This window comes from Curtobacterium sp. MCLR17_032 (assembly GCF_003234795.2).
In the GTDB taxonomy this organism is placed as follows: domain Bacteria; phylum Actinomycetota; class Actinomycetes; order Actinomycetales; family Microbacteriaceae; genus Curtobacterium.
Map to the genome: position 1 here is coordinate 1,801,793 of NZ_CP126268.1, position 12,623 is coordinate 1,814,415.

General features: G+C 67.5%; 14 protein-coding genes and 1 pseudogene. 9 read left to right on the plus strand and 6 right to left on the minus strand.

Features of this window, described 5'->3' with window-relative positions; translation table 11 throughout:
• Nucleotides 1–513: 513 nt before the first annotated feature.
• Both DEI97_RS08510 and DEI97_RS08515 read right to left on the minus strand, forming a co-directional pair.
• Nucleotides 514–1,041 carry a hypothetical protein gene (locus tag DEI97_RS08510; protein ID WP_146248041.1) on the minus strand — a complete coding sequence of 176 codons (528 nt, stop codon included), beginning with the start codon at nt 1,039–1,041 and terminating at the stop codon, nt 514–516.
• A gap of 579 nt (nt 1,042–1,620) precedes the next feature.
• Nucleotides 1,621–2,091, minus strand: a complete 471-nt coding sequence (locus tag DEI97_RS08515; protein WP_181439111.1) for a pyridoxamine 5'-phosphate oxidase family protein — start codon at nt 2,089–2,091, stop codon at nt 1,621–1,623.
• An 851-nt stretch (nt 2,092–2,942) separates the two neighbouring features.
• Here DEI97_RS08515 and DEI97_RS08520 point away from each other — a divergent pair.
• Complete coding sequence (locus tag DEI97_RS08520) at nt 2,943–3,689, plus strand: hypothetical protein (protein ID WP_111073397.1); 747 nt, start codon at nt 2,943–2,945, stop codon at nt 3,687–3,689.
• Between the two features lies 1 nt (nt 3,690).
• Here DEI97_RS08520 and DEI97_RS08525 read toward each other — a convergent pair whose 3' ends face one another.
• The 3 genes from DEI97_RS08525 to DEI97_RS08535 all read right to left on the minus strand — a co-directional run bounded on the left by DEI97_RS08525 (nt 3,691) and on the right by DEI97_RS08535 (nt 5,303).
• Nucleotides 3,691–4,167 carry an HD domain-containing protein gene (locus DEI97_RS08525; protein WP_111073398.1) on the minus strand — a complete coding sequence of 159 codons (477 nt, stop codon included), beginning with the start codon at nt 4,165–4,167 and terminating at the stop codon, nt 3,691–3,693.
• 30 nt (nt 4,168–4,197) lie between these two features.
• Complete coding sequence (locus DEI97_RS08530) at nt 4,198–4,914, minus strand: hypothetical protein (RefSeq protein ID WP_111073399.1); 717 nt, start codon at nt 4,912–4,914, stop codon at nt 4,198–4,200.
• Nucleotides 4,915–5,165: 251 nt separating this feature from the next.
• Complete coding sequence (locus DEI97_RS08535) at nt 5,166–5,303, minus strand: hypothetical protein (protein ID WP_181439112.1); 138 nt, start codon at nt 5,301–5,303, stop codon at nt 5,166–5,168.
• A gap of 71 nt (nt 5,304–5,374) precedes the next feature.
• Here DEI97_RS08535 and DEI97_RS08540 point away from each other — a divergent pair, with 71 nt between their 5' ends.
• The 5 genes and pseudogenes from DEI97_RS08540 to DEI97_RS08555 all read left to right on the plus strand — a co-directional run bounded on the left by DEI97_RS08540 (nt 5,375) and on the right by DEI97_RS08555 (nt 8,326).
• Nucleotides 5,375–5,926, plus strand: a complete 552-nt coding sequence (locus DEI97_RS08540) for a hypothetical protein (protein ID WP_111073400.1) — start codon at nt 5,375–5,377, stop codon at nt 5,924–5,926.
• A 24-nt stretch (nt 5,927–5,950) separates the two neighbouring features.
• Nucleotides 5,951–6,853, plus strand: a complete 903-nt coding sequence (locus tag DEI97_RS08545) for a hypothetical protein (RefSeq protein WP_220039162.1) — start codon at nt 5,951–5,953, stop codon at nt 6,851–6,853.
• 30 nt (nt 6,854–6,883) lie between these two features.
• Nucleotides 6,884–7,078: pseudogene (locus DEI97_RS17790) on the plus strand (nucleoside triphosphate pyrophosphohydrolase family protein); the annotation flags it as partial.
• A gap of 141 nt (nt 7,079–7,219) precedes the next feature.
• Nucleotides 7,220–8,050 carry a hypothetical protein gene (locus DEI97_RS08550; protein WP_111073401.1) on the plus strand — a complete coding sequence of 277 codons (831 nt, stop codon included), beginning with the start codon at nt 7,220–7,222 and terminating at the stop codon, nt 8,048–8,050.
• Between the two features lie 21 nt (nt 8,051–8,071).
• Nucleotides 8,072–8,326 (plus strand): hypothetical protein, encoded by a 255-nt coding sequence (locus DEI97_RS08555; RefSeq protein ID WP_111073402.1) that lies wholly within the window; start codon nt 8,072–8,074, stop codon nt 8,324–8,326.
• A 1,033-nt stretch (nt 8,327–9,359) separates the two neighbouring features.
• Here DEI97_RS08555 and DEI97_RS08560 read toward each other — a convergent pair.
• Nucleotides 9,360–10,070: a hypothetical protein gene (locus DEI97_RS08560; RefSeq protein WP_111073404.1), complete on the minus strand. Its 711-nt coding sequence runs from the start codon at nt 10,068–10,070 to the stop codon at nt 9,360–9,362.
• 559 nt (nt 10,071–10,629) lie between these two features.
• Between DEI97_RS08560 and DEI97_RS08565 the strand changes: the two genes are divergently transcribed.
• The 3 genes from DEI97_RS08565 (at nt 10,630) to DEI97_RS08575 (ending at nt 12,611) form a co-directional block, all read left to right on the plus strand.
• Nucleotides 10,630–11,031: a hypothetical protein gene (locus DEI97_RS08565; protein ID WP_111073405.1), complete on the plus strand. Its 402-nt coding sequence runs from the start codon at nt 10,630–10,632 to the stop codon at nt 11,029–11,031.
• An 85-nt stretch (nt 11,032–11,116) separates the two neighbouring features.
• Nucleotides 11,117–11,632, plus strand: coding sequence for a hypothetical protein (locus DEI97_RS08570; protein ID WP_111073406.1), 516 nt, complete (start codon nt 11,117–11,119; stop codon nt 11,630–11,632).
• Between the two features lie 403 nt (nt 11,633–12,035).
• Nucleotides 12,036–12,611, plus strand: a complete 576-nt coding sequence (locus DEI97_RS08575) for a hypothetical protein (protein ID WP_146248044.1) — start codon at nt 12,036–12,038, stop codon at nt 12,609–12,611.
• The last annotated feature ends 12 nt before the right edge of the window (nt 12,612–12,623 follow it).

A 12,623-nucleotide genomic window follows, 5' to 3' on the forward strand; every position in this document is an offset into this window, starting at 1 on the left:
CCTCCTCGACAACAACGTCCTTTCGCGTCTCACCGCGGAAGAGCGGTCCAGGTCCTTCATCCGCGAGCACTGTCGTGTCCCTTCAGAGGTGTTGCACGAAGCTCGTTTCCTCCAGGACGCGGGGTCCCTCGTTGCGCTCGAGTACCGAACGACCGGAAGGGTGTTGCAGCGCCTCCAGGAAGTCATGGAGCGTGTGGCCGTCGACGACGTGCGCCTGGTCAATCTCTACAGCGGCAAGGGCAACGCCGACCCGATGCTCGTAGCGTGTGCTCTGGACGCCGTGGGTGAAGAGAACGAAGGTCTCTTCGGTGACGATTGGGCGATCATCTCGAACGACGATGCGGTCCGCGCGATGGCAGGCCTGTTCGGTATCCCCGTCCTCACGAGCGGCGACCTCGATGTCCTCCTCGGTGACGGCGATGACGGCGGAGGCGGGGGGGGACCCGACCCGCCTTGTCTAACGGTGCTGCGCCGCTCTGCGTCCCGGACCGACCGGTCTCGCATCCATCGCCTTCAACGAAGCATTCTCCGAAGGGCCGCGCATCTCGTCCTGAGGCGTCTCCGCGTGACGGCGATGGCGGCCGTTTCGGTTGCAGCGGTAGCCCATAGTTCCTGCTGGACCGCGTTCAGTGCTTGAACGACCGGATCAGATTCGTCCGCGTTGCGCAGGAGCGGTGCGAGTTCCGCCGTCAGCCTTCGAGCTTCCTCGTGCATCTGCAGGAAAGGGGAGGGCGATTGCGCGGTCGTCCCAGGGCCGAGGCTCACCACCACCGCGATGAAGAACTCGATTGTGGCGATGCCCCGCTCTGCGCCGACTTGCAGGAGAGCCAGAGCCCGTTCCAGTGTCAGCTGCGCCGCCGCCATGGCGAGACGAGTGTCTGCTTCGGTGGCGATGCGCTCGACGCGACGAGCGCGGCGGACACCTTCGAGCGCGAGCTCCTCATGGGGGCTGTTCTCGGACAGCAACAACGCGAGTCTTTCGACCACACGGCAGGCTTCCTTCAGGCCTGTTCGGCGACGGGCGGCTTCTTCTGTCTGCACGTCTCGGAGTATGCGCGGACCGTGCACTGTGGCGCGTGCAGGTGCTCCATCAGCGAGCCTGGTCGTTGCCGCTCTCGGGAGCTCACGAAGATCGGTCCGGATCGACGTCGGGGCGTGGCCGACTCAAGTGACGAGACCAACGCGCTCGTTGTGGATCACCGCCTGACCTGAGCCGGCAGCTGCGCGTCAACTACTCGGGGTCAAAGGGCGCCGGCTCGCTTGCTTGGGAGGCCGAGCACGGGTTCCAGAGTCGGTCTCGGCGCACATCGTTGTCGGCTAGCCGATTCCGTCTTAAGGGCACCATCAGCGGACGACGCGAAGGCACTGCCGTGGCGTCGAAAATGGGCGGAGGTCACAGTCGAGGACGCCGTCGAGATGGGCCCAATTCCGCCCGTGAGGCCAGCCGATTCACCCCGTAGGCCTCTCTCACTTCCACGGCGTAGTGGCCGACCTCCGACCCAGCGTGCGGAAGCATGTCCCGTGTCCCGTGTCCCGTGTCCGGTCATGCGCTCGTCTCGTGTCCTGGTTCGCACCGCCTTGCGTCGTCGCCCCGATGCTCGTCGCCGAGCGAAGTTGCGACTATCTCGAGGTGCGTTGCTCCAGGGGTGACAGCGACGGCCGAATGAGCGGTGGTGCGGACCGTTCGTCGTCGCTGACTGCGTTCATGGAGCAGCTTGGTTGAAGAGCCGCCTCGTGATGCTGGTCGGCTCCAGCACGATGGTGGCTCGTTTCGGCGTGGCGAGCATCGACCGCATCCGCCAAGCGGTGACGTTTCGCGTCGGGGATGTGGACTGTGCCTCGCACAACAACGCTCCACGCTGTCAAACCGTCGTGCTCGTCCATCTCCATGACGATCTCACGTCCTCCGTATACGGCGCCGAGGATGACGTTGCTCGACGTCCCGAAGAACAGCCGCCGGTCCTCGGCGACGAAGTTCAACGGGATGACCTCCAGCGACTCGTCGGTTCGGGATGCGATGCGCGCTGTTCGCGCGCTGCGCAGATGGGACCAGCACTGGTCGGGATCCAGCACGAAGACCAGTTCGTCCAACGGAGTCCCGTCAGATTGGTCTCGGCGCTCTGGCACCCCGTGGTCTGGTGCTCCCGCGGGCGGGTTCGTCGTCTGCATCGTCGTGCCTTCCTCGATGGCAGGTCGGCGCAGGGGGACAAACCCCAGCGAATCCCGCGACCCGCAGGGGAGCGCGAGCGAGGAACGAGCGAGCCCGGCCGACGAGACGCCCACGTCGAGACGGCGCACCAGCCACCACCCGCTGGGAGCGAAGCGGACAGCGGGACAAGCAGACGTCACGCGGACACTCCGAATACGCACCGGCAACGCCGGGGACGCGCCAGCGGACCCGGACAGAGTCCGCCCCGCTGACCCGCCCCGGCTGCCGGTCCGTGAACGTAGCGTCCGCTCGCTTGTGACGAAGTCGCGGGCGGACGTCGGCTTGTCCCGCTGCTTTCTGCTTCGAAGGTCAGGTCACCGAGTCGTCGTGGAGGCTTAGGTCAGGTGGTTCTTCTCACCTTCCACATGTCCGACGTCTCGCCCGTCCTTCCCTCCTCAATTCCTCTGCTCCTGTCCCGGGAAAGCGCCGCCCGGAATCTCGCCACACCCCACGCGGCTACCGCCGGACCGCGGGCCACGAAGCGGCCCGCGAAGTGCACCGACGGGACACCGCGACCGCGGACGCGCCACGGTGCCGCGGAACCCGAACGTGGGACTGCTGCGTCCGCCGTCCACCGCGCATAGTGGCAGCGGACCGGAAGGACGCTTCACCACATGCTGCGATGGACAGACTCGCTTGGCGCGACCATCCGGCGACCGCCGAGTCTCGTCTCCGTACGAGCCGTCGAAGTCCCGCCGGTGCTCGCTTCGACGACGCGGTCGAGCGGGTCCGAGTGCAGGCGCTCACGGACTTCACCGTCCGCCGCGACGCGGGCGGCTACATCCCTGGCTCGCGGCGGGAGAAGCCGCTGACCTGGGACGACGTCGAACGGTCGCTGCGCGAGACACTTGACGCGTACCAAGACGCGTCTCGAGCGCTCGTCCTGCAACTCGGCGTCGAGGTGCAGAAGCCCACACCGTGGTGGCGGCAGATCGGGCTTGGCCTCGACGAGTACCTCGACCAAACCCCGAGCCAGTCACCAGTCGGAACAGTCACCTGTTCACCGGCGCCGGCATCCCTCGACGACCTCATCTTCGGCGACCTGTACCTGCTACCCGGGCAGTTCCCGAAGTGGGTCTCCGAGTCGGTCGGGAGCATCCGCCGCGAGTACGGCATCAACGTCGCCGCGTTCGCCCTCGCACCAGAGGTCCCACTGCGGTGGGAGAGCCGTCTCCGCATCGTGCAGGTCACCGCCGCGCTCGAACAGCAACGCAGCGCCCACATCACCGCCCTGCAACAGCAGGCAGAAGCCGAAGGTGAGGCCGGGTACCGCGCCTACGACATGTGGCACAACCGGCACGCGCAGACCGTGTTCATGACGCCCGCACTCGGCCGCCGTGTCCTCCTGGCGGCGAGCGTCGAAGAACTCGCCAACGAACTTGTCAGTAGCATCCCGTGGCTGACCGACCGGAACGTCACCGAGCAGCGTCTGCGCGACGCTCTGGCTACCGACATCGCGAAGCCAGCACTGCGCCGCTGACTCACACGAGCCGCGACGGCACCCCAAACTCGGCGAGGATGCCCGACAGCGTTGTGCCGAGCAGTCCGGCGGTTCGTTCGTACTTCGCTTGCAGCCGGGCTCGGGTCGCGTCGTCGGACACCAGCGCGAGCCGGCCGGGGTCGGCGTTGTGGCTGACGTCGGCCCGCTTCACCCGAGGGGCGATCGGGTCGGCCATGACCCGCGCCATCGAGTCGGTCAGCGTTTCCCCGCGACGCTTCGTCATCGCGTCCACCGCGAGCACCTGCTCGGCGGTGAACCCCATCGACCGGAGCTCGGCGAGAGTGATGTCCGTGTCCTCGACGACGTCGTGCAACCAGCCGACGACCTGCTCGTCCACGGTGGACACCCGGGCCGCGACCGCGGCGGGATGCTCGATGTACGGCCGGCCGACCTTGTCCGTCTGCCCGTCGTGCGCACGGGTGGCCACGTCCCGCGCCAACGCCACCATGTCAGTCATGGGTTCAGCGTCCCACGACCGGCCGACAGGTCACCGGGCGGAACCGACCCGGCCGGACACTTCATGGCCGTTCCCGTCCGGCCACCACGCGGACACTCGCTGACGGTCCGAGTCGGCGGGCGTCCGCTCGAACTCGGCGACAACCTGCTTCGCCTGACGCTCCGTCGGGACGACCGCGGTCACCAACGACCCGGACACGGACAACCTGCGGACGTCCGGATGGGCTGCGGCGACCTGCGCCGCCGTCTCGACGGTCTCCTCCGTCACAGGCGACAACCCGGTGACGGACACGTACGTAGTCCACGTCTTCGCCGTCCCGACGTACACCGACGAGTCATCACCGTCGAGATGCGTCCGCAGCCACGCGGCGGCCGCGGGCATGGACTCCGGTGTCCGCACGCGGATGGTCGTGGAGTTGCCCTGCTGGGCGACGGTGACGTCCGGGATCGCGGCCGCGGCGGTCACCAGCCGGTACCCCTGCTCGTCCACCAGCAGCGGCGCCGTCGGTGTCGCGCCGGACGGGTTCGTCAGCGTGAGCTCCCACGCGGCGAGCCCGTCACCCGCGGCGGCGGTGACCGTCGCCGTCGATGCCCCGAGCGCTGTGCGGACCGCGCGGACTTCCTCGAGGGTGAACCCGGCCCGGACCTGCACGGCGAAGTCCGCCGACCAGGCCGCCGTCTTCAGGTACTCCCGGGACACGCAGTGGGAGTCGTCCGGCTGCCAGTACGACGCGGTGACCTTCGTCACACCCGGCAGCGCTTCGAGCCTTCCCGCCGTCGGTGCGTACTCCGCTGTCACCGACGGGCCGGGCTCCAACGGGGAACACCACGACCCGGCACCGCACCCGGTGAGCGTGGTCGCGGCTGCAGCCCCCACGACCGCAGCCGCGACCCAACGGATTCCCCTCACCACCCCACTGTGCCGGCAGCGGCCGGTCGGCACATCCGTCGGGAGGACCAACTGTGTCCAACGGCACAGTCGTCAGGTGGGGGTCGGCGCTAGCGCTTCCACCCGAACTGCACGCCGAGGACGATGATGAACACAGCCACGATCGGCGTCGCGATCCATACGGCCCACTTGAACACCCGCTGCCCGCGTTCACTGCTCGGCAGCCACTTGTTGTCCGACGTCCACATGACTGCGAAGATATCTGGCGACATCAGACGAGGGGCACTCCAGTCGGTGCTGCCCGCTACCGTCGGCTTCGATGACTGACGACGACACCGCCGCCACCGCCCAGTCCGTCTACGACGCGTGGGACCGGCAGCTCCGACTCGACCTGTCGTTGACCGTCGATGAGGACGGCCGGTCGTTCACCGGCGGTCGGATGCAGCGGTCTGTAGCGGAGCTCCGCGTGCCGACCGAGGGGTACTCGTCGCACGGTGTCGTCATCGGCCGGTGCACCGCGTACACGCTGTACGCGCCGGACTCGTTCGACACCGTCATGGGCAACTTCGACGTGTTCCAGTTCCTCGGCGACTACCGGTCGGCGCTGCCCATCCACCACCCCGCCGGCGGATCCTTCTGGGAGCTGTTCACCCGCGCCCGGGACCTGCTCGGCAAGCCGGACCTGTTCACCATCGACCGCATCGCCATCAAGGACGAGTACCGGGACCTCCACGAACTCACCCCGGTCATCATCTCCGCGCTGAGCAACAGCCCCGCCGGACGGTCCTCCGCGATGGTGCTCATCGACCCGTCCACCTGGAACATCCCGTTCACCGAGTACGACCAGGAAGGGCTGTCGTTCGCACCGTAGGCGGACACCACCGTGCAGGCGTCGATGAACGCCGACCCGGAGAACGTCTACGACATTACGATGAACGGCGGGCCCGGCGCACCGCCGGTCGGCTCCCGCCTCATGGACGTGAACCTCGGCCCCGCGTTCGAGCACGCCATCACCCACGGGCCCATCGCCGTGCCGTTCACCCTCCCGCCGATGCTCCCCGCAGACGTGTGGGCTGGCGCTCCGGAAGACGTGCACGACGTCCACGCGGACGAAAGCAACGGCACCATCACCATCGAATGCCACGACATCACCTACAAAGTCGTCGGCGCTCCCGGCACCGCGCCGCAGCTCGTCGGCACCTCCGCGGAAGCTGAACCCGCCCGACAGGAATGGCTCCGCACCGTCCACCAGCGGTGGTGGCCGTACGAACCGGACATGCACGCCCGCATCCACGAAGTCATCGACGGGTACATCGCCACCGGCGTCATCGACTCCACCGACGACGAAACCGTCCCGCACCTGCACACCATCGACGTGCCTTCACCGGAGAGCACCTGGCCCGGCAACGGCGACGTGCACCTGGAACCAACTTCCGACGACGCCACTGAGCCGGCAGTGTTCCACGCCATCCTCGAACTCGGCGACCAGCACGAACACATCGGCGTCGTCATCCTCCACGAGACCGGGTACCTCCGGGCGTTCCTCCACGACCACTGGAACCCGGAACACCCGAACCCCGACGCCGCCGTCGAACACCTCGTCAACCTCGCCGCGAAGCAGTTCTTCGCCGGCGCCATTCACAACGAGCTCTCCGACAACGTCGAACACAACCTCCTCACCTCAGACGTCCGAGGGCACTGGGGGCACTGGGGGCATAGCAGCATCATGGACATCAGCGCACTCACCGAAGACGTCGAGGCGGTCTCTGCCCACTACGCCAACCGGCACGCCAACTGACGTACAGATGACTGGTTCGTCCTCAAGCTCAACGAGGAGGTCGGAGAGCTCACCCAGGCGTACCTTGCCTACAACGGGCAAGCGCGGGACAAGGGCAGAAGCGAGCAGCAACTGCGCACCGACCTCGAGCACGAACTGGCAGACGTGCTCGTGCAGACACTGCTCAACGCCAAGCGATTGGACGTCGACGTTGCGCGAGCAGTCGATGAGAAGTGGATGGTCTGACACCCCGATCGGGAAGAGACGACGAGCGGCCCCACCGGCTCTCATCGAGGGTCGCGCTCGATCAAGCGGAACGAGTGACCGAAGACCGTCGCACCAAGCCGGAAGCAGCAGGACCGCAACCGCCCCCACTACGGTCTCCTCATGACCGACGAATCAGACCCGGCCGTCACCGCTGAGGAGCTGCAGGCGCTGTTCGACCGGGCGCCGTTGGAAGCGTCTGCGCGGGGGCTGCGGGTGTTGCCGGCGGTGATGAAGGACCCGGACGTGTTCTTCTCCGCGCCGGAGGTGTCCCTCGATGACGCGCTCGATGTTGCGGTCGCGTCCGGGGCGGCGTTCGTGAGCATCGAGGAGGACTTCTTCGACGCGGCGGAGTTCCTCGACGTTGACCTCGACGAGGTTCCGGCCAGCATCCGGAACGCCGCCGCCAGCCACGACGGGGACCGCACCGGTGTCCTCGTCCGGTGGCACGTCGCCGGGACGTCGTACATCTTCTGGGCGAAGGCCAGCTGGTGGCGGGACATGGAGGTCGAGCTCGAACAACAGCAGGAGGACGCTGACGAGAAGGAGGCTCGGGAACGCCGGGAGCGGCAGCAACTCGCGCAGCAGCTCATCCGGGAAGCCATCGCCGACCCCGGGATCCGGGCGGCGAAGCCGATGTCGCGGAGACCGGTCGTCGAAGCGTTCATCCGAAGCCGCATGACGTCGGACGCCGACGGCGGCGCCGGCCTCGCCCTGGCGTGGGCCCCGGGTCGAGTGGCGGAGGAGTGGCGGTCCGCGTACGCGCTCCTCGACCAGACCGCGGGGCACTTCATCACCGACCTCCGCGACCTGGACGACTGGCAGCGGGTGAAGTGGCAGTCGTCAGCGCGACGGGAGGTGCTCCGCCGGTTCGCGATGAGTCGCACGGGCGGGTGGGCGCCGACGGACAAGTGGGTCAAGGACATGGACGACCGGTCCGCTCCAACGAAGTAGCCGCACCGCACAACTTCGGTCATGTCCGCGCATACCAAGGGCATGCGCATCAACGACAAGGCCATCGCCCACCTGACGAAGACGACGAAGGCACCCGGCCCCGTCTCCCTCATCATCGGCCTCGTCTTCTCGCTGGCGCTCCCCGCCGGCATCTTCCTGTGGCTGACCATCGGCCGGCCCACCGCCGCCGTGGTGTTCGCCACTTGCGCTGTGCTGTACGCCGTGTCGCTCATCACCGTGCCCGTCGAAACCGCCGTCGCCCGCCGCCGTCGATGACGAACGGTTGCAGCGGCCCTTCCGACGCCCGCCCGTCGTCGCCTTCCCGCGCCTAGCTTTGGCATGACCGAGCCGTCAATGGCGGCCCGGCCGCCGGCGCACCCGACGACCCGCATCGACTCGCACCGGTTGCGCGGCCCGGTGCTGTTCTCGCACCCGACGAGTTCCGCCCGTCGAAGGCTGGCAGGGTGGCGGTGCTCGTCCGGTACCTGTCATTCGCGATCGTGGGCGCTGCTGGGGTGCGTGCCGGCCATCGCCGGTGTCAGCGCCGCACCGGTACTGCTGGCCGGTGCCGGCATGGAGCTGCACGTCGCCGCAGACGTCCTCACACTCTGCCGCTTCCAGAGGACGCTCCGGTGACCGGGTTCGAGGACCGCACGAACCGCCTCGGCGTAGGGTCCGCGTTTGGCGCTCGACGTAGGTTCGGTGCTCTCCGCCATCGCACCGTTTTTCGGTCCAGCTGCCCGACCAGCCGCCCTTGCCGCGCTGGCATTGACCATTGTTGGGCTCCGCGTAGCCCTGTGGGCGCAAGCTCGGATGTTCAGCGACCCCGCCAGGAGAAGAAAGCGCCGGCCGCGGCGGCCAACAAGTGAGAGCCGATTAGTTCAGAGCCAGGTGATGGCGCTGTAGCCCGGGCACGGTGTACTCCCGGGATGCGTCGAAGGGCGGGGCAAAGTCCTCGGGATTGTGGCGGAGCACCTGGTGCACCACAGCCCCGTCCCGACGGGTGTGGTGCCAGATCTCATTGACGAGACCCCTCAAGACCTCTGACGTTTGAATCGCACAGTAGGCCTGGCGTCCGCGCATACCTCCCTTGAACCGAACGACGGTTCGGAGGAGGAGCAGACATGGTGCAGGCAGGTTCGCTGGTCGTCGCCGTCCAGGACCACGGTGGCGTGAGCCGGTCCTTCGTTCGCAGTGGTGAGCGAGGTGTCGTCACACGAGGCGGCTGGTGGCCGCTCGAAGTGCGGTGGCAGGGACGTTCGTACAGCCAGCCGGCCTACGTCGACGAAGTGGCCTGAGGGAGACTCGGTCACTCCTCTCGCGCCGAGGCGGAGCCCAGTGCTCGTTCCCAGACTCGGCGCGTTCGACGGGCGGTCGCCGTGTCGTCGTCGAGTCCGTCGCAGAACGTACGGACCCAGCTCTCGGCGTCGAGTCTCGGCACACGGAACTCGTTGCCGACGTAGTACGCCGAGTCCGGCAGCGGCACGACGTTGATGATGTAGTAGAGCGCTCGGCGCGGCACTCCGATCTCGTCAGCGATCCACCCCAGGCCGACAGAGGAACGATCCGGCTGGCGGTGACGTGGGAACGGTCGGCGGCGGGTGATGCGGCGTTCCTCGACGAACTGGCGAGCGTCGTCGATCGGGACCTGGATCGAGTTACCGATCCGGCGGGCCGAGTCGGGAAGTGCGCCCTCGGAGCTGAGCACCCAGACACGTCGCTGTGTGATGTTCAGCTGCGCAGCGATCCACGCGAGGTCCACGGTCTCGACGTCGTCCGGGAAGGGTTCGATGCCGTAGCCGTAGAACCGGCGCTTGTCGGATCGACGTTCTTCGATGAACGGTGCGGCGCTGGTGCGGGGGATGCGCAGTTTCCCGGTCTCGTCCCGGTAGGTACCGACGGGCAGCTTGCCCTTCGACGACCACGCGTAGGCGCTCCCCATGGCGACTCCGACGGCATCGGCGAGCTCGCGGAGGGTCATGGTCTCGGCCACGGGGACGTTCTTCGTGCTGGTGGTCATCTGGGGCTCCTGATGGTCTGGGCCGACCTGTTGACGACCTCACCGACATGTATGCGGCGAAAACAGTGGGAGCGGGGAGTAGCAGCGGTCACCGCCCGGTCCGCGAACCCGGCTTGCCCGTCGACTTCATGGTCAGAAGGCAGCCGGATCCGCACTGGGTCGCCGATCGGCGGGGGATCACCAGCTGCATCTCGTCCCTCGCCGAGCGGGGTAGGAGGTATGGATAGGAGATGTGTATGTACGAGGGGCTGGGAGGGCAGATGTACCTCTCTTCTTCTTCAGATCTCTTTCACTGTTCAAGAAGTTAAGAAGAAGAAGAGAAGGGGCCCTACTTCCGCAGCAGGCTGCGGATCCGGTTGTCTTGTCAGACCGCTCCACGCGTTGAGCGTCAGTCGTGATCTTCGCAAGCCAGGGGCTGGATCGACACGGGTTTCGCCGCATCGTGTTGGGCATGTCCAGCACGACCCGCTTCTCTCGGTTCACCTCAGGACCTCCGCGCTGCCCGGGAGCCGAGCTCGCAACCGAACCCATCGACCTCACGACCGCGGTTGGAGTCCCGGTGACCACGCTCATCATCAGCTGTGGCAGAGACTGCGCGGTCGTGGACGATGCGACGACCGCAGTGAAGTGGTTGTTCCCGGGCGCGACCACTCGGGCAGACTTCGCCGCCCGGACTGCTGAGGCCGCTCAGGCCGCGGAGCGAGCGCACTACGAGCAGATCCGGCGGTGCGTCGCTGCCCACAGGATGTCCGCTTCGCAGCACCGGCTCTACGCAGCACCGAAGGACACCCACTTCGACGGGTCGCTTCCATCGCGGTGGCTAGGAGTCCCGCCGCTGTACCTGACAGATACGCAGTTCGGTGACCGACCGCTCCCGAGGGGTCTCGCCGAGCGGGTTTGCGGAGCGCCCGATGCGTGCTTGCGGCTGCTCGCTGATGCAGGCGTCATCGAGTTCTGGTGAATCGACGTGGGTCGCCTCGCTCCGCGCATAGATGCGCCGAGGACGACGTCCGTCAAGGACGGGGTTCCGGAACGGAGATGACACGTTGACCGAGGTACACCCCGAAAAGACGATCGAGCACTGGGGTGGTGTCCTCGTCATGTTGGACGGCGCGTCGGGCACCGAATGGCGCGAGCTCCCGTGGTCCCTCCTGCGCGAGGCGCTCCGCGCTCACTCGCTCGGTCCGGGCGGGGAACTGCTCATCATCGAGTGTCGCGACACCGACGCCGAAGACGCCGCTGTACGCGGGCGAGCGCAGGTGCTCTCCCTCGGTGCCGGCTACGGCGTCATCGTCGAACTCCGAGACGACACCGGGGACGTGTCGTTGTACGAGCGCATCGCACTGCGCGACGAGCCTCGAGCTGTCCTCCGACTGACGCTCTCTCCGACCTGGACCGCCGTCGTTCGCCAGGCTGAGATCCTCTCGCCGTGGCAAGCTGCCTCTGTCCTCGGGTGGATGATGCCCTGTGACGCCCCTCTGCTCGACGACTACTGGACGTCAGAGCAGGCTCTTGACTTCTGGCAGGACGTCCGCGCGGGCCGTCGCCGCCCACCGGTCTGATGCCGAACGACACCGTCTCACTGACAGAACTTGGCACGGTTCTTGGCACGAATCTGCACGCACAGCCGTTCATCACCGTTGATGTCGGTTCCACTCGGAAGCCCCCACCGGCACGGAACTCCGGCCAGATGTCAGTGACGACGGACGGGTTCCCGGGTGATGCATTTCCCTGACACGGAAGAGGTCACTGGTTCGATCCCAGTATCGCCCACAGAACGAAGACCCCCGGGAAACCGGGGGTCTTCGTGTTTTCCGGCTCCGTTTTGACGTTGCGACCAGATGCACCCATCGTCTGTTCCGCCATGAAGGAGCACCGGGCTCCTCCGCCACCTGGTGAGGGACTGCCCTGCCGGCCACTGCGTAGGCTCGGGACGACCGAGGCCGAGGGGGCACCGTGCACAGCGTGACGAACGGGGACGGACGCCTGGTGAAGCGGGTCGTCGTCACCCGCCTGCTCGTGGTCGGACTGAGCGCTGCCGTCCTGGGGAGCCTGCTCATCAGCCTGGCCGCCGGGTTCGACTGGCGATCGGTGGCGTTCGGGTCCTCGATCGCCGGCCTCGCCGTCGTGGTCACGGCGTTCACGCTGCGGGCGTCGCTCGGGACGAGCTGGTCCAACGGTCGGCGCTTCGGGGACGTCCAGGCAATCCGTCGGCTGCGTCGGGCGGTGCGGCGCGGGTCCGTCGACGGACTGACCGAGGATGATCGGCGCGTGGCGGAGGAGTACGCCCGCGGGTCGCGGGACAGCATCGTGGTCGATGCGGTGCAGAACGCCGGCCTCGGGCTCTCGATCGGGATGAACCAGGCGGCCCGGATGCTCGGCGGCACCGAGGTGGAGAGCTTCACCATCGTCCTCTTCGTCGTCGCCGTCGGGCTCGTCGTCGCCGCGGTCGTCACCGCGGTGGTGCAGGACCGGCGACGGCTCCGTTTCCTGGCGGCGTTCGACACGGCCGAGGTCGCGCACCGACAGCCGGCTGCGTGACGGGGCCGGCCC